24 protein-coding genes and 1 pseudogene are annotated in these 23,990 nt (G+C 72.2%); 19 read left to right on the top strand and 6 right to left on the bottom strand.

Features of this window, described 5'->3' with window-relative positions:
• Window positions 1-222: 222 nt before the first annotated feature.
• The gene (locus CKY28_RS16725; RefSeq protein ID WP_095999510.1) at window positions 223-2,562 is read right to left on the bottom strand and encodes a TonB-dependent receptor; all 2,340 of its coding nucleotides are present in this window, start codon (window positions 2,560-2,562) and stop codon (window positions 223-225) included.
• A 225-nt stretch (window positions 2,563-2,787) separates the two neighbouring features.
• On the opposite strand from CKY28_RS16725, the gene CKY28_RS16730 reads away from it, so the two are divergent.
• From CKY28_RS16730 to CKY28_RS16760, 7 genes are read left to right on the top strand one after another with little or no spacing between them, the layout of a single operon-like run.
• Window positions 2,788-5,085: a bifunctional salicylyl-CoA 5-hydroxylase/oxidoreductase gene (locus CKY28_RS16730; RefSeq protein WP_095999511.1), complete on the top strand. Its 2,298-nt coding sequence runs from the start codon at window positions 2,788-2,790 to the stop codon at window positions 5,083-5,085.
• Window positions 5,082-5,843 (top strand): SDR family NAD(P)-dependent oxidoreductase, encoded by a 762-nt coding sequence (locus CKY28_RS16735; RefSeq protein WP_095999512.1) that lies wholly within the window; start codon window positions 5,082-5,084, stop codon window positions 5,841-5,843. The genes CKY28_RS16730 and CKY28_RS16735 overlap by 4 nt, the downstream gene beginning before the upstream one ends.
• Window positions 5,840-6,325: a MarR family winged helix-turn-helix transcriptional regulator gene (locus tag CKY28_RS16740; RefSeq protein ID WP_095999513.1), complete on the top strand. Its 486-nt coding sequence runs from the start codon at window positions 5,840-5,842 to the stop codon at window positions 6,323-6,325. The genes CKY28_RS16735 and CKY28_RS16740 overlap by 4 nt, the downstream gene beginning before the upstream one ends.
• A complete protein-coding gene (locus tag CKY28_RS16745) occupies window positions 6,322-7,131 on the top strand; it encodes an enoyl-CoA hydratase family protein (RefSeq protein ID WP_095999514.1) in 810 nt (269 codons plus the stop codon). The genes CKY28_RS16740 and CKY28_RS16745 overlap by 4 nt, the downstream gene beginning before the upstream one ends.
• Before the next feature lies 1 nt (window position 7,132).
• Complete coding sequence (locus CKY28_RS16750) at window positions 7,133-8,332, top strand: acyl-CoA dehydrogenase family protein (protein WP_095999515.1); 1,200 nt, start codon at window positions 7,133-7,135, stop codon at window positions 8,330-8,332.
• A complete protein-coding gene (locus CKY28_RS16755) occupies window positions 8,329-8,736 on the top strand; it encodes an acyl-CoA thioesterase (protein WP_095999516.1) in 408 nt (135 codons plus the stop codon). Before CKY28_RS16750 ends, CKY28_RS16755 begins: the two co-directional genes overlap by 4 nt.
• Window positions 8,733-9,131, top strand: coding sequence for a RidA family protein (locus CKY28_RS16760; protein ID WP_095999517.1), 399 nt, complete (start codon window positions 8,733-8,735; stop codon window positions 9,129-9,131). Before CKY28_RS16755 ends, CKY28_RS16760 begins: the two co-directional genes overlap by 4 nt.
• On the opposite strand, the gene CKY28_RS16765 is transcribed toward CKY28_RS16760, so the two are convergent.
• Genes CKY28_RS16765 through CKY28_RS16775 form a run of 3 tightly spaced genes read right to left on the bottom strand, consistent with a single transcriptional unit; the run spans window position 9,128 to window position 12,260 of the window.
• A complete protein-coding gene (locus CKY28_RS16765) occupies window positions 9,128-10,039 on the bottom strand; it encodes an ester cyclase (protein WP_095999518.1) in 912 nt (303 codons plus the stop codon). The two genes, CKY28_RS16760 and CKY28_RS16765, sit on opposite strands and share 4 nt — an antisense overlap.
• Window positions 10,036-10,779, bottom strand: coding sequence for an SDR family NAD(P)-dependent oxidoreductase (locus CKY28_RS16770; RefSeq protein ID WP_095999519.1), 744 nt, complete (start codon window positions 10,777-10,779; stop codon window positions 10,036-10,038). Before CKY28_RS16770 ends, CKY28_RS16765 begins: the two co-directional genes overlap by 4 nt.
• The gene (locus tag CKY28_RS16775) at window positions 10,779-12,260 is read right to left on the bottom strand and encodes an amidohydrolase family protein (protein ID WP_095999520.1); all 1,482 of its coding nucleotides are present in this window, start codon (window positions 12,258-12,260) and stop codon (window positions 10,779-10,781) included. Before CKY28_RS16775 ends, CKY28_RS16770 begins: the two co-directional genes overlap by 1 nt.
• Before the next feature lie 113 nt (window positions 12,261-12,373).
• On the opposite strand from CKY28_RS16775, the gene CKY28_RS16780 reads away from it, so the two are divergent.
• Genes CKY28_RS16780 through CKY28_RS16790 form a run of 3 tightly spaced genes read left to right on the top strand, consistent with a single transcriptional unit; the run spans window position 12,374 to window position 14,108 of the window.
• The gene (locus tag CKY28_RS16780; RefSeq protein ID WP_095999521.1) at window positions 12,374-13,219 is read left to right on the top strand and encodes an SDR family oxidoreductase; all 846 of its coding nucleotides are present in this window, start codon (window positions 12,374-12,376) and stop codon (window positions 13,217-13,219) included.
• Window positions 13,216-13,647, top strand: coding sequence for an organic hydroperoxide resistance protein (locus tag CKY28_RS16785; RefSeq protein ID WP_095999522.1), 432 nt, complete (start codon window positions 13,216-13,218; stop codon window positions 13,645-13,647). Before CKY28_RS16780 ends, CKY28_RS16785 begins: the two co-directional genes overlap by 4 nt.
• Window positions 13,644-14,108, top strand: a complete 465-nt coding sequence (locus CKY28_RS16790; RefSeq protein ID WP_095999523.1) for a nuclear transport factor 2 family protein — start codon at window positions 13,644-13,646, stop codon at window positions 14,106-14,108. Before CKY28_RS16785 ends, CKY28_RS16790 begins: the two co-directional genes overlap by 4 nt.
• On the opposite strand, the gene CKY28_RS16795 is transcribed toward CKY28_RS16790, so the two are convergent.
• On the bottom strand, window positions 14,105-14,524 hold the full coding sequence (locus CKY28_RS16795) for an iron-sulfur cluster assembly protein (protein ID WP_095999524.1): 420 nt from the start codon (window positions 14,522-14,524) through the stop codon (window positions 14,105-14,107). The two genes, CKY28_RS16790 and CKY28_RS16795, sit on opposite strands and share 4 nt — an antisense overlap.
• Window positions 14,497-15,660 (bottom strand): amidohydrolase family protein, encoded by a 1,164-nt coding sequence (locus tag CKY28_RS16800; RefSeq protein WP_095999525.1) that lies wholly within the window; start codon window positions 15,658-15,660, stop codon window positions 14,497-14,499. Before CKY28_RS16800 ends, CKY28_RS16795 begins: the two co-directional genes overlap by 28 nt.
• Window positions 15,661-15,749: 89 nt before the next feature.
• Between CKY28_RS16800 and CKY28_RS16805 the strand changes: the two genes are divergently transcribed.
• From CKY28_RS16805 to CKY28_RS19150, 9 genes and pseudogenes are all read left to right on the top strand, one after another.
• Complete coding sequence (locus CKY28_RS16805) at window positions 15,750-17,063, top strand: aromatic ring-hydroxylating oxygenase subunit alpha (RefSeq protein ID WP_095999526.1); 1,314 nt, start codon at window positions 15,750-15,752, stop codon at window positions 17,061-17,063.
• A complete protein-coding gene (locus tag CKY28_RS16810) occupies window positions 17,063-17,611 on the top strand; it encodes an aromatic-ring-hydroxylating dioxygenase subunit beta (protein ID WP_095999527.1) in 549 nt (182 codons plus the stop codon). Before CKY28_RS16805 ends, CKY28_RS16810 begins: the two co-directional genes overlap by 1 nt.
• Window positions 17,611-18,828 carry a thiolase family protein gene (locus CKY28_RS16815; protein WP_095999528.1) on the top strand — a complete coding sequence of 406 codons (1,218 nt, stop codon included), beginning with the start codon at window positions 17,611-17,613 and terminating at the stop codon, window positions 18,826-18,828. The genes CKY28_RS16810 and CKY28_RS16815 overlap by 1 nt, the downstream gene beginning before the upstream one ends.
• On the top strand, window positions 18,825-20,357 hold the full coding sequence (locus tag CKY28_RS18835; protein WP_176473150.1) for an AMP-binding protein: 1,533 nt from the start codon (window positions 18,825-18,827) through the stop codon (window positions 20,355-20,357). The genes CKY28_RS16815 and CKY28_RS18835 overlap by 4 nt, the downstream gene beginning before the upstream one ends.
• Window positions 20,347-21,216: an alpha/beta hydrolase fold domain-containing protein gene (locus CKY28_RS16830; RefSeq protein ID WP_095999530.1), complete on the top strand. Its 870-nt coding sequence runs from the start codon at window positions 20,347-20,349 to the stop codon at window positions 21,214-21,216. Before CKY28_RS18835 ends, CKY28_RS16830 begins: the two co-directional genes overlap by 11 nt.
• Before the next feature lie 31 nt (window positions 21,217-21,247).
• Window positions 21,248-22,162: a LysR family transcriptional regulator gene (locus CKY28_RS16835; protein WP_176473151.1), complete on the top strand. Its 915-nt coding sequence runs from the start codon at window positions 21,248-21,250 to the stop codon at window positions 22,160-22,162.
• Window positions 22,163-22,245: 83 nt separating this feature from the next.
• Window positions 22,246-22,878, top strand: coding sequence for a DsbA family oxidoreductase (locus CKY28_RS16840; RefSeq protein WP_095999532.1), 633 nt, complete (start codon window positions 22,246-22,248; stop codon window positions 22,876-22,878).
• The gene (locus tag CKY28_RS16845) at window positions 22,875-23,807 is read left to right on the top strand and encodes an NmrA family NAD(P)-binding protein (RefSeq protein ID WP_176473152.1); all 933 of its coding nucleotides are present in this window, start codon (window positions 22,875-22,877) and stop codon (window positions 23,805-23,807) included. The genes CKY28_RS16840 and CKY28_RS16845 overlap by 4 nt, the downstream gene beginning before the upstream one ends.
• A gap of 11 nt (window positions 23,808-23,818) precedes the next feature.
• Window positions 23,819-23,990 (top strand): annotated as a pseudogene (locus CKY28_RS19150) (acyl-CoA dehydrogenase); the annotation flags it as partial.

Consider the following 23,990-nt stretch of genomic DNA (forward strand, 5'->3'; position numbering starts at 1 on the left):
CGCGACCCAGGAGTTCCTCCGTCGCGTCGATCGGACCGCCTGCTCGGGGACGCAGTCGGCCCGGTGCCCTCGTTCCGCTCGCATCACGGCGCGCTTCGGGGGACGCTCGGCGCATGGCCGGAGGAGCGGCGAAAAAGCTCGCATGCGGTTCTCGACCGCCGCGCCCGGCGAGGTGGAGCCGGGCCGCGCGATCAGGCGACCGGCCGCGAGCCCGCCTCCGCGTCAGAACTTCAGGCTGGCCGTGACGCCGTACTCGCGCGGGCGGCCCAGGTAGCTGTACGCCACGCCCTGCGCCCCCAGCGCGTTCTGGCCGAAGGTGTAGTATTCCTCGTCGGTCAGGTTGTCGCCGAACACCGCGATCGAGAAGCGGTCGGACGCGTCGGTGAAGGTCACGCGCGCGGAGAAGAGCGCGTAGCCCTCCTGCTGCTCGAGCGGCAGGTTGAACGGCGAGAAGAAGGTCCGGCTCTGGTAGCGCACGTCGCCGCGCGGGGTCAGCTTGCCGCCGCCGAGGTCGAACGCGTACTCGATGCCGCCGCTCGCCGTCCATTCGGGCGCGAAGGGCAGGCGGTTGCCGAAGGCGATGCCGGTGGACGGGTCGACCGGTCCGTTCTGGCCGTCGCGGCGGCGGAACGAGCTGTTGGTGTAGCCGAGCGCGCCGTTGATGAGCAGGCTCTTCACGGGCAGCGCCGTCACTTCCGCCTCGAAGCCGTACAGCCGCGCTTCGCCCGCGTTGGCGACGCGGAACTGGACGACAGGATCGCTGATCGTCTGCTGGATGCCCTTGTAGGTGGAGTAGAAGCCCGTGACGTTGAAGCGCAGACGGCGGTCGAACAGGTCCGACTTCAGGCCCAGCTCGAACGCCTCGTTGGTGTCGGGCTCGTAGGTGGGGATGGCGGGCGCGGGAACGACCAGGCGTCCGTTGAAGCCGCCGGAGCGGAAGCCTTCGGCGTAGGAGGCGAATATCAGGAGGTCGTCGCTCGGCTTCCACTCCGCGCCGACCTTGGGCGTGAACTTCTCGAAGTCGAGCTCGCCGGGGAGGCGGGTGACGATGGGCGCGACGAAGCCCGGCACGACCACGCCGGGCGCGGGCGAGAAGCCGGCGGGGCGGAAGTCGAAGAGCTGGGTGGTGACGTTCTCCTTGTCCTCCACCGTGTAGCGGCCGCCCAGCGTGACGGAGAACTGGTCCGTCAGGTTCAGGCGCATCTGGCCGAACGCGGCGTAGCTGTTCGTGGTCTGGTCGTTGTTCTGCGACCAGAAATTGCACTGGTTGAACCGCGCGGCCGGCCTGGGCGTGATCGGCGCGAAGCACAAGTCGAGCGTCTGCCGCACGCGCTCGTTGAAATAATAGAGGCCCGCGACGTACTCGAACCGGCCGTTCGGCGTCTCGCCGGCGAGCTGGAGCTCCTGGCTGAACTGGTCCTGCCGCGTGGGCACGACCTGATCATAGAGGCGATAGCCCGTACCGTCGGGGTCGGACGTCGAGAAAGCGTCGAGGTTGCGATAGGCGCTGATCGACTTCAGCGTCGCCGGGCCCATCTCATAGGCGATCGTCGCGGAGAAGCCGTAGATGCGGTTGCGCGACTCGGTCTGGTTGGACGCGAAGATGCGGTAGAAATCGTCGCCCTGCACGTCCGCGCCGATGTCGGCGGGAAAGAAGGGCAGCGGCGCGAACGCGCGCAGCACGGACGGCGCCAAGTTGGAGCGGTCGTTCGAGTAATCGGCCTTGATGTCGAAGCTGAGCTCGGGCGTGGCCTGGAGGAACAGCGCCGCCTGACCGCCATAGCGCTCGACGCGACCGAAGCGCGCGCCGTCGAAGGCGCGGCGCGCCCAGCCGTCCTGCTCGCGCGCGAAGCCGGAGACGCGCAGCGCCGCCTGCTCGCCCAAGGGCAGGTTGACGCTGCCATCCACCTCGAAGCGCTCGCGGCTGCCATAGGTGCCGCGGACGAAGCTCTGCAGCTCGCCCAGCGCGGGCGCGCGGCTGGTGACGCTGACCGCGCCGCCCAGCGTGTTGCGGCCGAACAGCGTGCCCTGCGGCCCGCGCAGCACCTCCACCCGCTCCACGTTGGACGCGTCGATCAGCGCGCCCACCGTGCGGCCGAGATAGACGCCGTCGACATAGACGCCGACGCCGGGATCGTTGGTGGCGATGAAGTCGAACTGGCCCACGCCGCGCACGAAGAAGTTGGCGTCGGCCGACCCCTGCGGCCCTGTGGTGGCGGTGAGGTTGGGGACGAGCGAGCCGAGCTCGTTCAGGTTGCGCACGCCCTGCGCCTCCAGCGCGCCCGACGTGACCGCGGTGACGGCGACCGGCGTTTCCTGGAGGCTCGTCTCCCGCCGCTCGGCGGTGACGACGATGTCGGCGATCCCTTCCGGACCGTCGGGCGCGACCTGCCGCTCGGTCGGCTGCGATACGGCGTCGGCGGCCTGCGACGGGGCGGCGGTGCCGGGCGCGCCGGCCACGGGCGGATCCTGGGGCGGCGGAGCGGTCTGGGCGAGGGCAGGAGCGGCGAACAACGTGGTCGCGAGCAGCGGCGCGCGGAGCCGGGACGATGCGGCGGTCATGACTCTCTCCCTCCTCGCACCGCTTTGTGGCGAGCGGGCGATCGCAGAACCGCTATGTTTCACGCCTGAAATATCGCTCCCTCATGACTAGCGCGTCGCGGGCCATAACCGCGCGCCGCACTCAAAACGCCGATCCGTCCGGTTATGGGCGCGCGCCGAAGAGCTATCCCGCCCGATCGGAGACCCCTGATATTCGATGCTTCAAACATCGGAAACGATCCAGCCATGCGCATCGCCTGCCTGGGCGGCGGTCCCGCCGGCCTCTACTTCGCGATCTCCCACAAGCTGCGCGATCCCGCGGCGCACGTCGCCGTGTTCGAGCGCAACCGCGCCGGCGACACGTTCGGCTGGGGCGTCGTCTTCTCCGACCAGACGGTGGAGAACCTGCTCCGCAACGATCCCATCAGCGGCCGGACGATCGTCGACCGCTTCGCGCACTGGGACGACATCGAGGTGCGCGTCGGCGAGGAGCGCGTGCGGTCGTCGGGGCACGGCTTCATCGGCATCGGCCGCAAGAAGCTGCTCGAAATTCTGACGGAGCGTGCGCGCGAGCTGGGCGTGTCGCTCCACTTCGAGCACCCGTTCGAGGGCGCGGACGACTTCCCCGACTACGACCTGGTGGTCGCCGCCGACGGGGTGAACAGCCGCGTGCGCGACACCGACGCCCAGGCGTTCGGCGTCGATATCGACGTCCGCCGCAACAAGTTCATCTGGCTCGGCACGGCCAAGACGTTCGACGCCTTCACCTTCGCCTTCGAGCGCACGGCGGCGGGCTGGGTCTGGGCGCACGCCTACCGCTTCGACGACGAGCTCTCCACCTTCATCGTCGAGTGCGACGAGGCGACCTGGCGCGCGCTCGGCTTCGACGAGATGGATCAGGAGGAGACGTGCCGGACGTGCGAGCGCATCTTCGCGCGCCACCTGGACGGCCACGAGCTCATGTCCAACGCCGCGCACCTGCGGGGCTCGGCGGCGTGGCTCAACTTCCGCCGCGTGCTCTGCGAACGCTGGTCGGCGGGCAAGGTGGTGCTGCTCGGCGACGCGGCGCATACCGCGCACTTCTCGATCGGTTCGGGCACTAAGCTCGCGCTGGAGGACGCGATCAAGCTCGCCGAGGTGCTGAACCGCCCCGGCCTGTCGCGCGCCGACGCGCTGGCGGAGTACGAGGCCGAGCGCCGCGTCGAGGTGCTCAAGCTCCAGAACTCGGCGCGCAACTCGACCGAATGGTTCGAGACGCTGGGGCGCTACCTCCACTTCGAGCCGATCCAGTTCGCCTACTCGCTGCTCACCCGGTCGCAGCGCGTCAGCCACGAGAACCTGCGGCTGCGCGATCCCGCCTGGCTCAACCGCGTGGAGGCCTGGTTCGCGGAAGCCGCGGGCGCGCCCGCCGACGGCCGCCCGCCCATGTTCGCGCCGTACCGCCTGCGCGAGATGGCGCTGGCGAACCGGATCGTGGTGTCGCCCATGGCCACCTACTCGGCCGGGCCGGACGCGACACCCAACGACTTCCACCTCGTCCATTACGGCGCGCGCGCGCAGGGCGGGGCGGGGCTGGTCTTCACGGAGATGACCTGCGTCTCGCCCGAGGGGCGGATCACGCCCGGCTGCACGGGCATGTGGACGGACGCGCACGCCGACGCGTGGGGCCGCATCGCCGAGTTCGTGCACCGCGGCGGCGAGGCCAAGTTCTGCCTCCAGCTCGGCCACTCGGGCGCCAAGGGCTCGACCCGGATCGGCTGGGAGGGAATGGACCAGCCCTTGGCGGGGGGCGGATGGGATCTGCTCGGCCCCGCCGAGGTCGCCTGGTCGCCCGGCAACAGTCGCCCGCGCGCGATGACGCGCGACGACATGGAGCGGGTGCGCGACCAGTTCGTCCGCGCGGTGCGGCTGGCGGAACGCGCGGGCTTCGACATGGTGGAGCTCCACGCCGCGCACGGCTATCTGCTGTCCGGCTTCATCACGCCGCTCCAGAACCGGCGCGACGACGATTACGGCGGCCCGCTGGAGAACCGGCTGCGCTTCCCGCTCGAGGTGTTCCGCGCGATGCGCGACGCCTGGCCGTCCACCAAGCCGATGTCGGTCCGCATCTCGGCGAACGATTGGGCGGGCGAGGACGGGGTGACGCCCGCCGAGGCGGTGGAGATCGCGCGCGCCTTCGCACAGGCCGGCTGCGACCTGATCGACGTGTCGGCGGGGCAGACCTGGGCCGACGCCCGACCGGTCTACGGCCGAATGTTCCAGACGCCCTTTTCCGACCGCATCCGCAACGAGGCGCGGCTGTCGACCATGGCGGTAGGCAACATCTTCGAGGCGGACCATGTGAACTCTATCCTGGCCGCGGGCAGGGCGGACTTGGTCGCGCTCGCCCGGCCGCACTTGGTCGACCCCTATTGGACGCTCAAGGAGGCGGCGCGCGCCGGCTATGAGGGCGTGGCCGTGCCCAAGCCCTACATGGCGGGGCAGCAGCAGCTCGCCCGCAACCTCCGCCGCGCGGCGGAGCAGGCCGAGGCGTTGAGGGCGTGACGCCGCTCGGGGGGCGGCACGCGTTGGTGACGGGGGGCGGGAGCGGCATCGGCCTGGCGGTCGCGCGCCGGCTCGCGGCCGAGGGCGCGCGCGTGACGCTGATGGGGCGCGACGAGGGGCGGCTGCGCGCGGCCGCCGACGGCATGGACGCCGGCGTCGCCGTGGCGGACGTGACGGACGCGGCGGCGGTGGACGCGGCGCTCGCCGGCGCGCGCGCGGCGCGGGGACCCGTCGCGATCCTGGTCAACAACGCAGGGGCCGCGGAGACGACGCCCTTCGCCCGCCTCGACCTGGCCGCGTGGCGGCGCACGACGGCGGTCAACCTCGACGGGCCGTTCATCGTCACGCGCGCGGCGCTGCCGGACCTCCTCGCCGCCGAGGCCGGGCGGGTCGTCAACGTGGCGAGCACCGCCGCGCTGCGCGGTTACACCTATGCCGCGGCCTATTGCGCGGCCAAGCACGGCCTGCTCGGCCTCACTCGCGCGCTGGCGCTGGAGCTGGCGGGAAGCCGGGTGACGGTGAACGCGGTCTGCCCCGGCTTCACCGACACCGACCTGGTCGCGCGCTCGGCCGACGCGATCGCGGCCAAGACGGGCCGGACGCCCGACGAGGCGCGCGCGGAGCTCGAGCGTTTCAACCCGCAGGGGCGGCTGGTCCGGCCCGACGAGGTCGCCGCCGCCGTCGTCTTCCTCTGCCTCCCCGAGAACGCGTCCGTCACCGGCCAGGCCCTCGCGGTCGCGGGCGGAGAGGTCATGTGAGCGGGGCGCCCTTGCGCGAGAAGCATGACGGCGCGCTCGCCGGGCGCGATACGCTCCGGCTGTGGCTCCGGCTGCTGTCCTGCACCACCGTGGTCGAGAAGGAGGTGAAGCGCCGGCTTTCCCAGCGGTTCGGCACCACGCTGCCGCGCTTCGACGTGCTGGCGGCGCTCGACAGGCGGCCCGAAGGCATGACGCTATCGGCGCTGAGCCGCGCGCTGCTCGTGTCCAACGGCAACGTCACCGGACTGGCCAAGCAGCTGGGCGAGGACGGGCTGGTCGCGATCGAGCCGCTGCCCGGCGACCGCCGCGCCTCGCTGGTCCGGCTGACCGAGGCGGGAGCTGAGCACTTCGCGCAGGTGAGCGCGGCGCACCACGAGTGGATCGACGACCTGTTGGGCGGCCTGAGCCGCGCACAGCGGTCGCTGCTGTTCGACCTGCTCGGCGCGCTCAAGGTGTCGATCGCGGTGGAGCTGGAGCCATGAACCCGGAGACCCTCTCGCCCCAGCATTTCCGCTGGGCGTTCGACGCGGGCGTGGGCGTCGTCACGCTCGACCGGCCGGCGCTGAAGAACCCGCTCACCTTCGAGAGCTACGCCGAGTTGCGCGACCTGTTCCGCGCGCTCGTCTACGCGCCGACGGTCAAGTGCGTGGTCGTGACGGGCGCGGGCGGGAACTTCTGCTCGGGCGGCGACGTGCGCGAGATCATCGGGCCGCTGACGGCCATGGCGATGCCGGAGCTGCTCGCCTTCACGCGCATGACGGGCGACCTGGTGAAGGCGATGCGCGGCTGCCCTCAGCCGATCGTGGCGGCGCTGGACGGCGTGTGCGTGGGCGCGGGCGCGATCATGGCGATGGCGTCCGACCTCCGGCTCGCCACGCCGCGCACGAAGACGGCGTTCCTGTTCACGCGCGTCGGCCTGGCGGGCTGCGACATGGGCGCGTGCGCGATCCTGCCGCGCATCGTCGGCCAGGGCCGCGCGGCGGAGCTCCTCTACACCGGCCGCGTCATGACCGCCGAGGAGGGCGAGCGCTGGGGCTTCCACAACCGGCTCGTCGAGCCCGACGCGCTGCTCGAGGAAGGGCAGGCGCTGGCGCGGAGCCTCGCGGCGGGGCCAACCTTCGCGCACGGGATCACCAAGACGCAGCTCAACGTCGAGTGGAACGTCAGCCTGGAGACCGCGATCGAGATGGAGGCGCAGGCGCAGGCGATCTGCATGGGAACGCAGGACTTCCGCCGCGCCTATGAGGCGTTCGTCGCCAAGCGCCAGCCCGCCTTCGAGGGGAACTGAGGTGGCCGACCGCACCTTCCTGGACTGGCCGTTCCTCGACGACGGGCACCGGCGGCTCGCGGACGCGCTGGAGGACTGGTGCGCGCGCGAGCTGGGCCGGGGCCATGACGAGGCGGACGTGGACGGCGCGACGCGCGACCTGGTGCGGCGGTTGGGCGAGGGCGGCTGGCTGCGCTACGTCGTGCCCGCGGCTTACGGTGGCGCGCGCGAGGCGATCGACGTGCGCTCGCTGTGCCTGATCCGCGAGACGCTGGCGCGGCACGACGGCCTGGCCGACTTCGCCTTCGCCATGCAGGGGCTCGGATCGGGAACGATCACGCTGTTCGGCTCGGACGCGCAGCGCGCGCGTTATCTGCCGGACGTGGTCTCGGGCACGCGCGTCGCCGCCTTCGCGCTGACCGAGCTCGCGAGCGGGTCGGACGTGGCGAACATGGAGACGGCGGCCGTCCGGGCGGGGAACGGCTGGCGCGTGGACGGGGCCAAGACCTATATCTCGAACGGCGGCATCGCCGACCACTATGTGCTCTTCGCGCGCACGGGCGAGGCGCCGGGCGCCAAGGGCCTGTCCGCCTTCGTGGTGGACGCGGACGCGCCCGGCCTCCGGATCGCCGAGCGCATCGCCGTGATCGCGCCGCACCCGCTGGCGACGCTCCGCTTCGACGACTGCCGCCTCCCCGCCGACGCGCTGCTGGGCGAGCCGGGGCGCGGCTTCGCGCAGGCGATGGCGACGCTGGACGTGTTCCGCACCACGGTGGGCGCGGCGGCGCTCGGCTTCGCCCGGCGGGCGCTCGACGAGGCGACGGCGCGCGCGAAGGAACGGCGGCTGTTCGGCCAGGCGCTCGCCGACAACGCGATCACCCAGTCCAAGCTCGCGGAGATGGCGCTCGACGTCGACGCGTCCGCGCTGCTCGTCTACCGCGCCGCCTGGACGCGCGACGCGGCGGGCCGCCGCAACACGCGCGAAGCGGCGATGGCCAAGCTCCACGCCACCGAAGCCGCGCAGGCGGTGGTGGACAAGGCTGTGCAGATCTTCGGCGGCCTGGGCGTGGTGAGCGGCGTGCCCGTCGAGCGGCTCTACCGCGAGGTCCGAGCCTTGCGCATCTACGAAGGCGCGTCCGAGGTGCAGAGGGTGGTGATCGCGCGGCAGCATCTCGCGGAGGCCGCGCCGTCGCGCGGGCCCGCCGCCCCGGCGGCCGCATGAGCTTCGCGGTCGAACGCCGCGTCAGGTTCGCGCACGTGGACGCGGCGGGGATCGTCTACTTCCCGCGCCTGTGGGAGATGATCGACGGCGCCGTGGAGGACTGGTCGCGCGGGACGCTGGGCGCGGGCAGGGGCGCGACGCACCTCGACCGGCGGCTGGGCACGCCCGTGGTGGACACGCGCGCGCGGTTCCTCCGGCCGAGCCGGTTGGACGACCTGCTCCGGCTGGAGGTCCGGGTAGCGGCGCTGGGGCGGAGCTCGCTCGACCTCTTCGTCGCCGGCTCGTGCGGCGGCGAGCCGCGGTTCGAGGCGGAGCTGCGCCAGGTGCTCGTGGACCTCGCCGCGATGCGCGCGACGCCCTGGCCCGACGATTGGCGCGCGGCGATCATGCCGGGGTCCGCGTGAGCGCGCACCGCGTCCTGCTGCCGCCCGGCTGGCCGCGCCCGCGCGGCTACTCGAACGGCGTGCTCGCTGAGGGGCGCACCGTCTGGACGGGCGGCATCATCGGCTGGGACGAGCAGGAACGCTGGGTGGACCGCGACCTTCCCGGCCAGTTCCGCCGCATCCTGCGCTCCACGCTCGCCATCCTCGCGGAGGCCGGGGCGGGGCCGGAGCATGTGGTGCGCATGACCTGGTACGTGGTCGACCGGCGCGACTATCTCGACAACCTCCCCGCGATCGGCGCGGCCTATCGCGAGGCGATGGGCCGCAACTACCCCGCCATGGCCGTGGTGCAGGTGGCCGGCCTTATGGAGGCGGAGGCGCGCATCGAGATCGAGACCACGGCGGTGATCCCTTAACCGATCTGCGCGCGGAGGCTCGCGAACTCCTCGACGTGGAATACCTGATCGATCAGCCCGTCGGGCCGGATATGGACCACGTCCATGCCGTTGATGCGGAACCGCCGGCCGCGCGCGGGAAGACCCATGAGCGGCGCGCCCGTGTGCGTGCCCGTCATCACCCAGCGGTCCGCTGCCCACTCGCCCTCGACCAGATAGGCCCCGATCGCCATGCGCAGATCGGGCGCGGCCTCCCGCAGCCAGCCGAGCACGTCGAGTATGCCGTCCACCCCGGCCCGCTGGCCGGGCGCGGGGTTCCGGTCGACGACGTCGGGCGCATAGAGGCGGCGCGCGGCGTCCTCGTTCCCCTTGGCCCAGATCTCCTCGATATGCTCGCGCGCGACCGCCAGGTTCCGGCGCTCCAGCTCGCTGAGCGTTCCCGGATCGGGCGTCCACGCCCCCGCGCCGGGATCGTAGGGACCGGAGTCGGTCGGCGCATATCCCTCGGTCGGCGCGCCGAAACCGCCGGGCAGGTCGCCCAGCTGCATCTCGAACTGAAGCAGCTCCTCCACATGCCACAACTCGGCCACCCGCTCACCGTCCGTGCGGACCATGTCGATGCCGCTGAACTCGACGCGCGCTCCCGTGGGCTCCCGACCGAATAGCGGGCCGGTGTGCGTGCCCGTCAGCGTCCACCAATCGCAACCACGGTCGCCGTTCACGATCGTGCCGTGCAGCGTCATGCGGAGGTCGGGCATGGCGGTGCGGAAGGCGCGCACCACCTCCTCCATGCCGCCCAACCCCGCCTGCTGGCCCGGCACGGGCATATGGTCGACGCAGTCGGCGCGGTAGTTGCGGCGGACCAGCTCGATCTCGCCGCCGTTCCACAGCCGCTCGATCTGCTCGTTCAGGAGGCGGCGCGTGCTCATCGCGCGGACAGCCCGCCGTCGATCGCGAGCGTGTGACCCGTCACGAAGCTCGCCTTGTCCGACAGGAGCCACGCCGCGCCCTCCGCGACCTCCTCCGGCCGGGCGATGCGGCCCATCGGGTGCGCGCCGGGCGCGGCCTCGGCGAAGTCGGGATTGGCGCGGAAGCCGCGCTCCAGCAACATGGGCGTGGCGACCGCGCCCGGCAGGATCGCGTTGACCCGCACGCCGCGCGCCGCCTGCTCCAGCGCGGCCGAGCGCGTGAGGCCCACCACCGCGTGCTTGGATGCGGCATAGGCGGCCTGGCCCGGGCCGCCGAGCCAGCCCAGCACGGACGCGGTGTTCACCACCGCGCCGCCGGGCGGGAGCCGCGGCAGCTCGGCCGCCAAGCAGTTGAACACGCCGCGGACGTTGACCGCCAGCACGCGCTCGAACTCGTCGGCGGGATAGCCCTCGGTCGGGGCCATGCCGCCGCCGAGGCCCTCGATCCCGGCGTTGTTGAACGCGCCGTCCAACCGGCCGAAGCGGGCCGCCGCCTGCTCGACCGCCGCGAACACCGCGTCGCGGTCGGCGACGTCGTACGGAAGCGCGACCGCGTCCGGCAGCTCCGCCGCGAGCGCCGCCACCTCCTCGTCGCGGTCCAGCAGCGCGAGCCGCGCGCCGTAGCTCGCGAACAGCCGCGCCGCGGCCGCGCCGATGCCGCTCGCCGCGCCCGTGACCAGGACGACCTTGCCGTGGAGCATCAGCTCGGGTCCGCGTAGCCGTAGACGAGGTTGGACGGCCCGCCGCCCCGCGCGCGATAGTCGGCGACGATGCCGTCCAGGTGCGCCGTCTCCACGCCGCCCCGCGCATAGTCGTCGGGATCGAGCCCATAGAGCCGCGCGCCGTTCAATCCCAGGATCATGGCTTTGAGCGGCCCGTCCGCGGGACCGAGGTCGGGCAGGCCGAACCGCTCCGCCAGGTCGTCGGGCATCCGCAGGCGGCGGAACGCCTCGATCTGCCATTGCGGGCTGCCGTACCAGACCGAATCCGTGCCCCAGAGCACATGGTCCGCCCCCAGGCCGTTCACCAGCGTCCCCACCATCGCCGCCGCGAGCCGCGGATGGGTGAGCACGGTGAAGGCGAAGCTCGCGCCGATGTCGGCGTACACGTTCGTGACGCCCCATTTGGCCGGGATCTCGGCGAGGTCGGTGACCCAATCGATCCTCCCCGAGCGCTCGAAGCGCTCCAGCTCCGCCTCCGTCGGCTGCGGTATCGTCCGGTAGGCGGCGTGGTAGATGACGAAGTTCAGCTGCGGCCAGTCCTTCGCCGCGCGGCCGAGGTCGTCCACCTTGGCGAAGGGCTCCGCGCCCGGCATCAGCACGTCCGCGTCGGCGGGAAGCAGCCCCTTGTGGATGCAGAAGTTGCGCACCCCGGCGCGCACCATGCGCTCATAGGCGGGGTACATCAGCGCCTCGTCGTCCAGCCGCCAGCGGTGGTGCGAGGGCGAGAAGGGCTCGCCCACCGAATAGCCCTTCCACCCTTCCGGCCGGACCAGCTCGTGGACGCGGTCCACTTCGTCGAGCCAGCCGGGATGGCCGGGCGCGAGCACGGCGTGGGTCAGCAGCCGCCGACCGCCCGCCGCGTCGTTCACCGCCGCGCGCGCGGCCGCCATCATGTCGTTGGTCAGCATCCACCCGGCCTCCGTCTCCGACGGCGCTCCCGACAGCAGCGCGACCTTGGTGTCGGAGTCGAGGTAGATGTCCTTCAGGAACGTCGCGAACTTGATGTCGTCGAGCTTGAACCGTCCCGCATGCCCGAGCCCCAGCATCTGCGCCGACAACTCGATAAGCGACGTAAGCGGCAGGAACAGCTCGGGGTCGGCGTCGTCTTTGAGAAAATGGACTTGGTCGTCGAACACGAACTGGCCCGCGGCCGCGGCGCGCGCCTCGCGGGCGGCGTCCTCGTCCGACGCCTCGCTTTCACCGACACGGAAGTGCGGTGCGTCGAACGCCTCGTTCAGCGCGGAAAAGGCGCTCGCCATCGCCGCCGGCCGGCGCAGCCAGCCCGCGTCGCCGCGGGCGCGCTCGAGCATGGTGCGCTCATAGCATCGGAGCCGGGCGCTCTGGCGGGGCGGGGTGAACTCGCCGTTGGAGACGATCCGGCTCGGGACGGGGAGCGGCGGCAGCCCCGTCTCGGCGGGGAGCAGGCGGCGGCGCTGGGCCTCGGTGAGCAGCGTAACCATGCCGGCCTTGTCGCGCGTGCTGTGGTTGTTTCAGGCATGAAGGATCGGACCGGTCCGATAACTCGGGTTCCGAAGCGCTGGCGACGCGGTCCGTACCGGGTATCATCGGGCGTATGAACATCCTTGTGACCGGCGGAACGGGCAAGATCGGACGGGCGACCGTGGCGGCGCTGCGTGCCGGCGGCCATGAGGCGACGCCCGCGTCGCGCGGCGGCGATGGGGGCGTCGCGCTCGACCTGCGCGACGTGGACGCGGTGGAGCGCGCGGCCGAAGGACGCGACGCGGCGCTGCTGATCATGCCGCTCGGCCCCGACGAGGGCGAGCTCGGGCCCAAGCTCGTCGCGGCGATGCGCCGGGCGGGCGTCGGCCGGATCGTCGCGATCGGCATCCAGAACGCCGACGCGATGCGCGCCATTCCGCATTTCGAGGCCAAGCTGCCGATGCAGGCGGCGGTGCGGGAAGCGGGCGGCACGGTGCTGGCGTGCAACTGGTTCCAGCAGAACGACCTGAACGTGCTGCCCGCGATCCTGCATGGCGGCGCCTATCCGCTGCCCGTCGGCTCGGTGGGCGTCTGGGCCGTCAGCACCGACGACATCGCCGCCGCCGCGGCGCGCGCGCTGACGGAGGACGGCTGGGGAGGCCGCGAGGTGCCGCTCTGCGGGCCGGAACGGCTGACGGGCGAGGCGTTCGCCGCGAGCTGGTCGGGCGTGCTCGGCCGGCCGGTCGCCTATGCGGGCGATGATCCGGAGCCGTTCATCGGCGGCATGCGCGCGAGCATGCCCTTCTTCGACCCGTGGATCGAGCACGACTTCCGCCAGATGATCCGGGTAACGCAGGAGATGGGCTGCGTCGCCACGCCCGACGAGGTAGCGCAGGCGGAGGCGATCGTCGGCCGCCCGCTCACCCGTCACGCCGATTTCGCCGCGCGAGCCGCGGCCGCAGGGAGGACCGACGCATGACCCCGATGTACACCGCCCACGCCACCGCCGAGGGGGGGCGCCAGGGCCGCGCCCGTTCCGACGACGGCGCCCTCGACGTGGCGCTCGCCATGCCCAAGGAGATGGGCGGCGGCGGGGCCGCGGGCACCAATCCCGAACAGCTCTTCGCGGCCGGCTACGCCGCCTGCTTCCTGTCGGCCATGCAGTTCGTGGGCGGGCAGAAGAAGCTGGACGTGGGCGGGGCCAGCGTCACGGGCCACGTCTCGATCGGCCAGCGCGACGACGGTCCCGGCTTCGGGCTCGGCGTGCGGCACGAGGTCAGCCTGCCCGGCCTGTCCCAAGCCGACGCCGAGGCGCTGGTCGAGGCGGCGCACCAGGTTTGCCCCTACTCCAACGCGACGCGGGGCAATGTCGACGTGGCGTTCGAGGTGAAGGGAGGGCGGGCATGAGCGGCTTCTACACCGACGCGCTGGCGCGCGAGGGCGAGGCGCCTGTGCTGCGCTCCTTCTCCGAGCGCGACCACCCCAACGCCATCCTGCTGAAAAACGCGCACGAGGCGTTCCAGCAGGGCGACCTCGACGCGCTGTTCGGGCTCATGACGCCGGACATCACCTGGCACATGCCGGGGAACAACGTGCTGGCGGGCGACTTCGTCGGCCGGGACGCGATCATGGGCAGCTTCGCCGCGCTCCAGGCGAACGTCGACGCCTACTGGGCTTGGCCGCTCGACTATTTCGGGAGCGACCACCACGTCGTCCTCGTGGCCTTGGTGCGCGCGCGCAAGGGCGAGCGCACGCTGGAGACCAAGGAGTGCCTGCTCTGGCGCGTCGACGACGGCGGCAAGCTCGCCGAGGTCTGGCACATGGCGCTGGACGAGAAGGCGTGGGACGCCTTCTTCTGCGGCGACTAAGAGGCGACGCGCTCCCGCCATGCCTGCGGCCTGCCCGCCATGGGGCGGGGCGGGGGCGGGGACCAGTCGTGCGCGGTGTCGACCACCGTCTCCACCCGGTCGACGCCCGGCAGCAGCAGGAGGTCTCGCGCTGCGGCTTCCGTGAAATGCGGCGCCATGGTGCAGCCGGGGAACGTCACGCAGAAGCGCACCGTCAGCACGCCCGCGTCGAGCGCCCATCCGAGCACCAGCCCGAGGTCGAGCACGGAGGTCGGCCGCCCCGCCGCGACGCTGCACGGGTCGTGGATGCGCGACAGGACCGCGCGGACCTGGTCGTCGAAGCTTGCGCCCGGCCGCGCGAGCGGGTCGTCGGAGCTTGCGCCCGGCTGCGCGAGCGGATCGTCGACCGTCATGCCGTACCGGCCCAGCAGCTCCACGGCGCCTTCAGCCCCTCGGTCCGCGCGCGCGCGTAGCGGTCGCCCGCATGGCGCTCCTGCAGCGCGGTGATGCTCAGCCCCGTCATGCGCGCGTAGTTGCCGGCCAGGATCAGCCGCTTCACCTCCGGCGAGAGCGGGGGCACGCCGTGCATCTCCTGCGTGCGCTCGTCGAGCTCCAGGTTCCAGAACAGCTCGATAAGGTGCTGCGGGTGCACCACCGTGCAGCCCGTGCCCCACAGGATCTTCTCCGGCCCACCCCATTGCAGCAGCAGCGCCAGCGCCGCGGCGAAGCGCTGCGGGGCCTGGTAGAGGAGCGCGGTGGTGGTCTCGAGGTTGGCGTAGACGTTGGGGAAGCGCCCCACCGCCATCGCCGTCTCCTCCACGAACGCCATGCCCGAATGGATGATCTCGAAGTTCATGTCCGGAAACGCGTCGGCCGCGACCTCCAGGTCCGTGCCCACGCGGTACGGGTCGAGCGGCACCGACCCGTTGGGCAGCGCCTTGTGGATGGCGATGGTCCGGATGCCGAGATCGCGCGCGCGCTCGATCACGGCGGTGACCACCTCGTCGTCGGCGTGCCAGCGGCGGTACGGGTCCATCTGGTGCGGGTAGAGCTTGACGCCGATCGCGCCGGGCAGGCGCTCGACCTGGGCCTCCAGGTCGTCGAGCACCGCGCCGCGGTCGCCCGTGGGATCGAGCCCGACATAGCCGAGCACGCGACCGGGATTGTCGCGGACCATCTCCACCGTCTTGGCCTCGGCGACGAAGCCGTCGCGGAACCAGCTGTCGAGCCGGAGGGTGTGCGTCACCGCGACGTCGGTGCGCGTCTCCTCGAACATCGTGCGCGCCAGCAGGTCGGGGCGCATATCCGTCATGTAGACGGATTGCGGCGCGACCCGGTCTGGCGGCGACAGGAAGCGGTGGAGGCCGTAGCTCATCTGCCACAACTGCTCGCCGTAGCGCGACGCGACGTTGGCCCGGTCGAGGTTGAGCGGGTGCACCACCGCGTCGATCACGAACAGGTCGGCGGGCGGCGGCTCCAATCGGCTCAGGTCGGCGGGCATCCGGTTCTCCTCGTCCGCGGAGACTAGCGCCCCGCCCGCGCGCGTCACCTGCCGAGCGGGTCGGGCGGGCATAACCAGCTTTCATGAGCGTCGCCGCCCGGCGCTCCTACGCGGCGCGGAAGGCGGGGCGTAGCCGTAAGGCGAAACGGGAGCGATGACGCATGGCGACGATGCTGGAGGAGCGGATCGGCGGGATCGGGCCGGCGGACCTGGTGCGCGACCACGAGGTGCACCGCTCCGTCTACTCCGACCCCGCCGTGTTCCGGCTGGAGATGCGCCGCATCTTCGGCCGCGCCTGGATCTACCTCGCGCACGACAGCGAGGTGCCGAACGCGGGCGACTATGTGGTCCGCCACATCGGCACGCAGGCGGTGATCGTCACGCGCGACAAGGACGGCGCGGTCAAGGTCATCTTCAACCGCTGCACCCACCGCGGCGCGACGCTCTGCGCCTTCGAGCGGGGCCAAGCTCCCGGCGGCCATATGTGCCCGTACCACGGCTGGCTCTTCGCCGCCGACGGGACGCTCAAATCGATCAGCCACAAGCAGAATTACGAGGAGGTGCTCGACCCCGCCGATTGGGCGGTGACGCGCGTGCCCCGCGTGGAGGCGTATCGCGGCTTCATCTTCGGCTGCCTCGACCGGGAAGCCGCGCCGCTCCTCGACTTCCTGGGTCACATGTCGACCACGATCGACGACCTGGTCGACCGGTCGCCGACGGGCGAGGTCCTGTGCAGCCCATACGTGCTCAAGCATTATTACCGCGGCAACTGGAAGATGACGTTCGAGAACCTGAACGACACCATCCATCCCGGCTTCGCGCACGCCGCCTCCGTGGTCTCGGCCAAGCACGTCGCCGAGGAGGTGGGCGGGCCGGAGCACCTCAAGCCCACGCTTGGCATGATGATGGCCAACGGCAAGCCGATCAGCTTCTTCCAGCAGCTCGACATGGTCACCGCGCCCGGCGGCCACTCCTATATCGGCGGTCACATGGGCGCGGACTACACGCCCGACACGCAGAACGCTTACCACGCGGCCCTCGTCGCCCGGCATGGGCCGGAAAAGGCGGCCAAGGTGCTGGGGCTCGACCGCCACCTGATGCTGCTCTATCCCAGCTCCACCTGGCACGCGCGCTACCAGACGGTGCGCATCGTGCGGCCGGTCAAGCCCGACCTGACGGAGGTGATCGGCTACACCTTCTCCTTTCCCGGCGCGCCGGAGGAGACCAGGATCAACGCGATCGAATATTGCACGGGCGCGAACTCCGCCGCATCGCCCGTCATCTCCGACGACCTCGAGCTCTACGAGCGCATGATCCACGGCAATGCCTGGGGCGACCAGGAATGGATCCCGATGAGCCGCGGCGTGCGGGAGGATCGGGAAACGACCAACGAGTGGACGCGCCAGCCCTCCACCTCCGAAGGCTATATCCGCAATCAGTTCCGCGCCTGGGCGGCGTACATGGGGCGCAGCTGATGGCGACCGCCGAGCTCTTGCGTCCGGAGCCGTCCGCCGCCGACGCGCGCGCCAGGCGCGAAGAGGTGCGCGCCTTTATCGAGGACGAGGCGCGGCTCCTCGACGACCGCGACTTCACGCCCTGGCTCGCGCTGTTCGACGAGGATTGCCGCTACTGGGTGCCGGTCCACCCCGAGCAGCGGAGCCCGGCCGACGGCGTGTCGCACTTCCACGACGACAAGCAGATCCTGATGGCGCGCACCCATCGCCTGCTCAACCCGCGCGCCTTCGGGGCGGAGCCGTCCCCCCGCACGGCGCACGTCGTCTCCGGCGTCAGGATCGAGCGGGACGTCGTCGGAGCGGACGGGGAGGGCGAGCTCGTCGTCACCTCCAGCCAGATCATGCTGGAATACCGCAACCGCGACGGGTTCGAGAACGACCTGCGCATGTTCGGCGGCCGCGTGACGCACACATTGCGCGACCGCGGCGGGCGCTTCACCATCGCCGAGAAGCGCGTCGACCTGATCAACGCGGAGGCGCCCTTCAACGCGATGCTGGCGCCGCTCTGATGGCCGGGCCGGGCGAGCCGATCGCCTACATCCCCTACGGCGCCTATTGGTCTACGCCGTTCGCGCGCTGGCAGGGCTCGTTCGCGGACCTGCACAGCCTGCGCTTCGCCGCCTGGACGGCGGAGCGCGCGCTCGCCAGGCGCGGCGTCGACGGGGCGCGGCTGGACGCGGGCGTGCTCGGCTTCAGCGTGCCGCAGCGCGGCAGCTTCTACGGCTTGCCCTATGTCGCGGGGCTGATGGGCATGGGCCACCTCGCCGGCCCGACGATCATGCAGGCCTGCGCGACCTCGTTGCGCTGCGTGTCCTACGCCGCGGGCGAGGTCGCGTCCGGCGGGGCGGAGGCCGTGCTGGCGCTCACCTGCGATCGCGTATCGAACGGCCCGCAGATCACCTATCCCAGGCCCCGCGCACCTGGCGGGGCGGGAGAGCAGGAGACCTGGGTGCTCGACAATTTCGCGCGCGACCCGTTCGCCGGCGTCGCCATGGTCGAGACCGCCGAGCGCGTCGCGGCCAAATACCAGGTGACCCGCGACGAGCAGGACGAGATCACGCTCCGCCGCCAGGGCCAATATGCCGACGCGCTGGCCGACGACCGCGCGTTCCATCGGCGCTACATGGACCTGCCGTTCGAAACGCCCGACGCCCGCTTCGCCAAGGTCGCGGGCCTGCTCGACGGGGACGAGGGCGTGCAGCCGCCCGACGAGGCGAAGCTGCGCGCGCTGAAGCCCGTGACGGAGGGCGGCACCGTCACCCATGCGGGCCAGACGCACCCGGCGGACGGCGCGGCCGGGCTGGTGGTGGCCGGCCGCGACCGCGCGCGCGCGCTGGCGCGCGCGCCCGTCGAGGTGGCAATCCTCGGCTTCGGCCAGGCGCGCGTCGCGCCCGCGATGATGCCCGAGGCGCCCGTGCCCGCGGCGCGGCGCGCGCTGGAGGCCGCCGGCGTCGGCATGGGGGCGGTGGACGCGGTCAAGTCGCACAACCCCTTCGCGGTCAACGACGCGGTGTTCGCGCGCGAGACGGGCTTCCCCGTCGAGCGGATGAACAACTACGGCTGCTCGCTCATCTGGGGACACCCGCAAGGGCCGACGGGGATGCGCGGGCTGGTCGAGCTGATCGAGGAGCTGGAGATGCGCGGCGGCGGCGTGGGCCTGTTCCAGGGCTGCGCGGCGGGCGACACCGCGATGGCGGCGGTGGTCCGGGTGGGGGACGCGCGGTGACCGCCGCCACGACCGGCCCCGTGACCGCCCCCGTGATCGGTTACGCCGACGGCCGACCGGTATGGGTCCCGGAAACGACGCTCGACCTGCTCGACCGCGCGGCCGCCGAACGGCCGGACGCGGTGGCGCTGGCCTGCGGCGAGGCGCGGCTCACCTATGCCGAGTACGCGCACGCCGTGACGGTGCTCGCCGGGCGGCTCGCCGCGCGCGAACGGGGCCGCACGGTCGCGATCGCGTTGCGCAACGGCCTGGCGATCTGCGTGTGCGTCTTCGCCGTCCAGCGTGCGAGGCTGCTGCCCGCCACGCTCAACCCCGACTACACCGCGCACGAGCTGCGGCCCATGCTGGAGGACGCCGACCCCGCGCTGGTGATCGCGCACGCCGAGATCGCCGACCGTTTCCCCGGCCGGCGCGTGCTCGCGGTCGAGGACGACATGGGCTTTGTGGCCGAGCTGCTCGGCCAGCCCCTGCCGCCGGTCGCGCTCCCGCCCGTCGATCCGGACGCCGATGCGGTGCTCCAGTTCACCGGCGGCACCACGGGGCGGCCCAAGGGCGCGCTGCTGACGCACCGTGCGGTCGCGGCCAACGTCGCGCAGCGCGAGGCGCGGCTGCCGACGGTGCGGGGCGACGAGCGGATCGCCTGCGCCATGCCGCTGTTCCACGTCTTCGCGGTCGCCATGGGGCTGCACCTCGCCGCCTACGCCGCGGGGACGCTCGTGATCCTGCCGCGCTACCGGCCCGACACGCTGATCGACGCGATCCGCGGCTGGCGCGCGACGCGGCTGCCCGCCGGGCCGACGGTGTTCAACTCGCTGCTCGGCTACGACGGGCTGACCCGCGACGCCGTCGCCACCTTGCGCTCCTGCTACTCCGGCTCCGCGCCGCTCTCGGTCGCGACCTTGGAGCGTTGGGAGGCGCTGACGGGCGTGCCGATCTACGAAGGCTATGGCCAGAGCGAGGCGGGCCCCGTGCTCACCTATGCCGGCCCCGACGCGCCCGCGCCGCCCGGCAGCGTGGGGACGCCGCTGCCGGGAACGGAGATCCGCATCCTACCCACCGGCGAGATCGCCGCGCGCGGTCCCCAGATCATGCGCGGCTATCTCGGCCGCCCCGACGCGACCGCCGAGGCGTTGGAGGGCGGCTGGCTCCGCACGGGCGACGCCGGCCGGATCGACGAGAACGGCGTCCTGTGGATCGAGGACCGGCTCAAGGACATGGCCATCGTCGGCGGTTTCAACGTCTACCCGCGGGAGGTGGACGAGGCTCTCATGGCGCACCCCCAGGTCGCGGAGGCCGCGGCGCTGGGCGTACCCGACGGCTATCGCGGCGAGGCGATCCGCGCCTGGGTGGTCGCCCGCGGCCCGCTGGACGCGGCCGAGCTGGAGGCGTGGTGCGCCGAGCGGCTGGTGAAGTACAAGCGCCCGACCTGCTTCGCCTTCGTGGAGGCGCTGCCGCGCACGCCCGCGGGCAAGATCGACAAGGCGGCGCTGCGCCGGACGGCGGGGGAGGGGCTGGCGCATGTCGCTTGAGGAGGCGGCCGCGATCGCGGCGGGCATGCGCGCCGCGCCTAAGGGCCTGCCGGTGGAGCAGCGCCGCGCCGGGTTCGAGGCGCGCGCCGCGGCCACGCCGCTGCCCGCCGACGCGCGGTTCGAGGACGTCGCGTTCGCGCCGGGCCTGACCGGCTTGCGCGTGACGGTGCCCGAGAGCGACGCCGACCGCGTGCTCCTCTGGTTCCACGGCGGCGCGTTCGTGCTGGGATCGTCCGCGAGCTGGCGGCGCTTCGCCTGCGACGTCGCGCGCGCCGCCCGCGTGTCGGTGCTCCTACCCGATTACCGCCTCGCGCCCGAGCATCCGTTCCCCGCCGCGCACGAGGACGCGCTCGCCGCCTGCGACTGGCTCGACGCGCAGGGCGTGCCGCCCGAGCGGCGCACGATCGGCGGGGACTCGGCGGGCGGCAACCTGGCGCTGGGCGCGCTGGCGGCGCGGGCGGAGAAAGCCGGCTTCGCCGCGGCATGGCTCGTGTCGCCTTACCTAGACCTCACCAATTCCGGGTCGTCGATCATCGGACGGCGCACCCGCGACGCCTTCGTCGACCCGGACGACGGCACAAACGCGCGCTGGCTGGGGGGCGCGGACCCGCGCGATCCGCGCGCCTCTCCCCTGTTCGCCGACCTATCGGAGCTGCCGCCCACGCTCGTGCAGGTGGGCTCGGAGGAGGTGCTCTACGACGATGCGCGCCGCCTGGCCGACCGTGCGCCGCAAGCGGTGTTCCAGGAATGGGTCGGCATGGGCCATGTATTCCCCCTGTTCGCCCCGGCGCTAGAGGAGGGGCGGCACGCCATCGCCCAAGGGGGCGCGTTCCTGCGCCTGCGGCTCGGGCTTGCTTGACGGGCGGGCGTCGCCGGTTAGCATCAGGCGCGTGGAACTGAGGCAGCTTCGCCACTTCGAGGAGATCGTCAACGCCTCCAGCTTCGGCCAGGCGGCCGAGCGGCTCCACCTGACCCAGCCCGCCTTGTCCAAGAGCATCCGCAACCTCGAGCAGTCGCTCGGCGTGCAGCTGTTCGAGCGGCATCCCGCGGGCGTGTCGCTGACCGAATATGGCCGCGTGTTCCTGGACTATGCGGCCCTGGTCAATTCGGAGCTCGCGCGCGCGACCGACCATTTGGCGGAGTTGAAGGGCCGCGGCGCGGGCGTAGTGCGCGTCGGCGCGGGCGCGACCGTGATGAAGTACCTCATGCCGGAGACGGTCCGTCGCTTCCTCGACGGCGGCGAGCCCAACAGCATCAGCTTCGTGCAGGACGGGCGCGCCAACCTCGCGGCCAGGCTCCGGCGCGGCGAGATCGACGTGATGATCGGCTCGGTTGGCGCGGGCGCGGCCGACGACGACCTCCACGCCGAACCCGTGCTGCAGGACGTGATCGGCGTGGTGGCGGCCCGCGGGCATCCGCTCGCGGGCGGCGGCGCGGTCGCGGTGGCGGACCTCGCGCGCTATCGCTGGATCCTGCCGGACTCGAGCGAGTCGGAGAACGACAGGCTCGCGGGCGCTTTCCGGCGCGCGGGCTGCAAGGGGCCGGACGTCGCCGTGCGCGTGTCGTCCAGCCTGTTCATGTCGCAATGGCTCAAGGACGGGCCGTTCCTCAGCTACCTCCCCAAGGCGCTGGTGACGCGCGTCGAGGAATATCGCCACCTCGTGCCGATCGAGACCGCCGAGCCGATCTGGGCACCGGTCCCCATCGCCGTGTTCTACCGCCGGCGCAGCGTCATGCTCCGCTCGACGCGGCGCTTCGTGAACCGCCTGAAGGAGGTAGGCGCGGAGCTGCAGCGGGAGATCTGACGGGAAGGGTCATTCCCGTCCCGCATCGCTCCGCTACCCGCTTCTATCGGGCCGGGCGCGCCGTTCCGCGCTAGTCGTCGAGCATGATCGTCGACGTGGTGTACGACCTGCTCTGCCCTTGGAGCCTGGTGGCCAAGCGCCACTTCGACCTCGCCGTCGAGCGGATACGGCCCGAGGCGCTGGTGGTGCGCTGGCGCCCGTTCATGCTCTACCCGCATTTCGACCGGGGCGGGCACGACTTCCTCGCCTTCTTCCGCGAGCGCTACGGCGAGGAGCTGCGCGTGCCCATGTGGGACCGCATCCGCGCGGTTGCCGAGCCCGTCGGCATCCGCTTCGCCTTCGAGCGGATCACGCGCGGTCCAGCGTCCATCGACGCGCACCGGCTGATCCGCCTCGCCTCGCGCGAGGCGCCCGGCCGAGAGGGCGAGCTGTACGAGCGGATCGCGCGCGCCTTCTTCGAGGACGCGCGCGTGGTGGACGATGACCTGCTGGTCGAGCAGGGGGAGGCGGTCGGCCTCGATCCCGAGCGCGCTCGGGCGTATCTGCGCGGCGACGAGGACGACGCGGCCATCTTCGCCGAGACCGAGTCCTGGCGCGCCGCCGGCGTGACGAGCCTGCCGCACTACATCTTCGACGACCTCCACGGCCGTACCCGCGTCGTCAAGCAGACGGGCGTCCTTACCTTCGCCCGCGCGCTCGCCGCCGAGGCGGCGTGAGCGGCGGCCCGCGCTTTCTCGTCTTCGGCGCGAGCGGGCACATCGGCGGCCCGCTCGCGGCCGCGCTCGCACGCGTGCACGGCGCGGCGAGCCTCAGGCTGGCGAGCTCGTCGGCGGCCAAGCGCGATGCGCTCGGCGAGCGCTTCCCCGGCGCGGAAGCGGCGGTCGTCGACTATCTCGACCAGGCGGCGACCGAGGCCGCGCTCGCCGGCGTGGAGGCGGTCTTCGTCGTTACGCCCGACTTCTTTCCCGAACGGCGCGGCGCGGAGGTGCTGCTGGCCGCGGCGGAGGCGGCGGGCGTGCGCCCGCATGTGGTGCGCGTCCAGGCGGAGGTGCCGGGAATGACCGCGGACCGCCTGCCGCCCGAATTATCGGGGCCGGTCGGCAGGCGCGGCCATCTGGAGGCGCGCGCGCTGATCGAGCGGTCGGGCCTGCCCGCCACGTTCCTCAACGTGTTCGGCTACTACATGGACGACCTCTTGATCCACTTCGCGGGGCCGTTGCGCGACGAGCGAACGCTGCTCGTCCCCTATGACCGCCCGATGTGCTGGATCGACCCACGCGACCTGGGCGAAGCGGCGGCGCGGGTGATGGCCGGCCCGCCGCCCGCCGCGCCGCGCCTCCTCCACCTCAATAGCGGCGAGGACGGCGTGTCCTTCTCCGCGCTCGCCGCGATGCTGTCGGAGGAGCTGGGGACGCCCATCCGCCACGTCGACGACCCGGACGCGTTCGGCCGCGCGGTGGGTCCGATGCTGACGGCGATGACGGGCGACCCGCGGGCGGCCGACTACCTGCTCGCCGACTGGCGCATGGAGCGCGACCACGCCGCGCTCTATCGCGGCATCGGCGATCTCGCCGCGCTGCTCGGCCGTGAACCCGTGGCCTTGCGCCCCTGGATCGCCGAGCACCGCGCCCGGCTGTTAGGTTGAGGAACGACACGATGGCGACCATGGGCCGGTTCGAGTGGGACGATCCCTTCTTGCTCGACGAGCAGCTGAGTGACGACGAGCGCATGATCCGCGACACCGCGCATGCGTACGCGCGCGAGCGGCTGCTGCCGCGCGTCGCCCACGCCTTTCAGCACGAGCATACCGACCCGGAGATCTTCCGCG

Origin of the sequence: Sphingomonas lenta (assembly GCF_002288825.1) — a bacterium.
GTDB lineage: Bacteria > Pseudomonadota > Alphaproteobacteria > Sphingomonadales > Sphingomonadaceae > Sphingomonas > Sphingomonas lenta.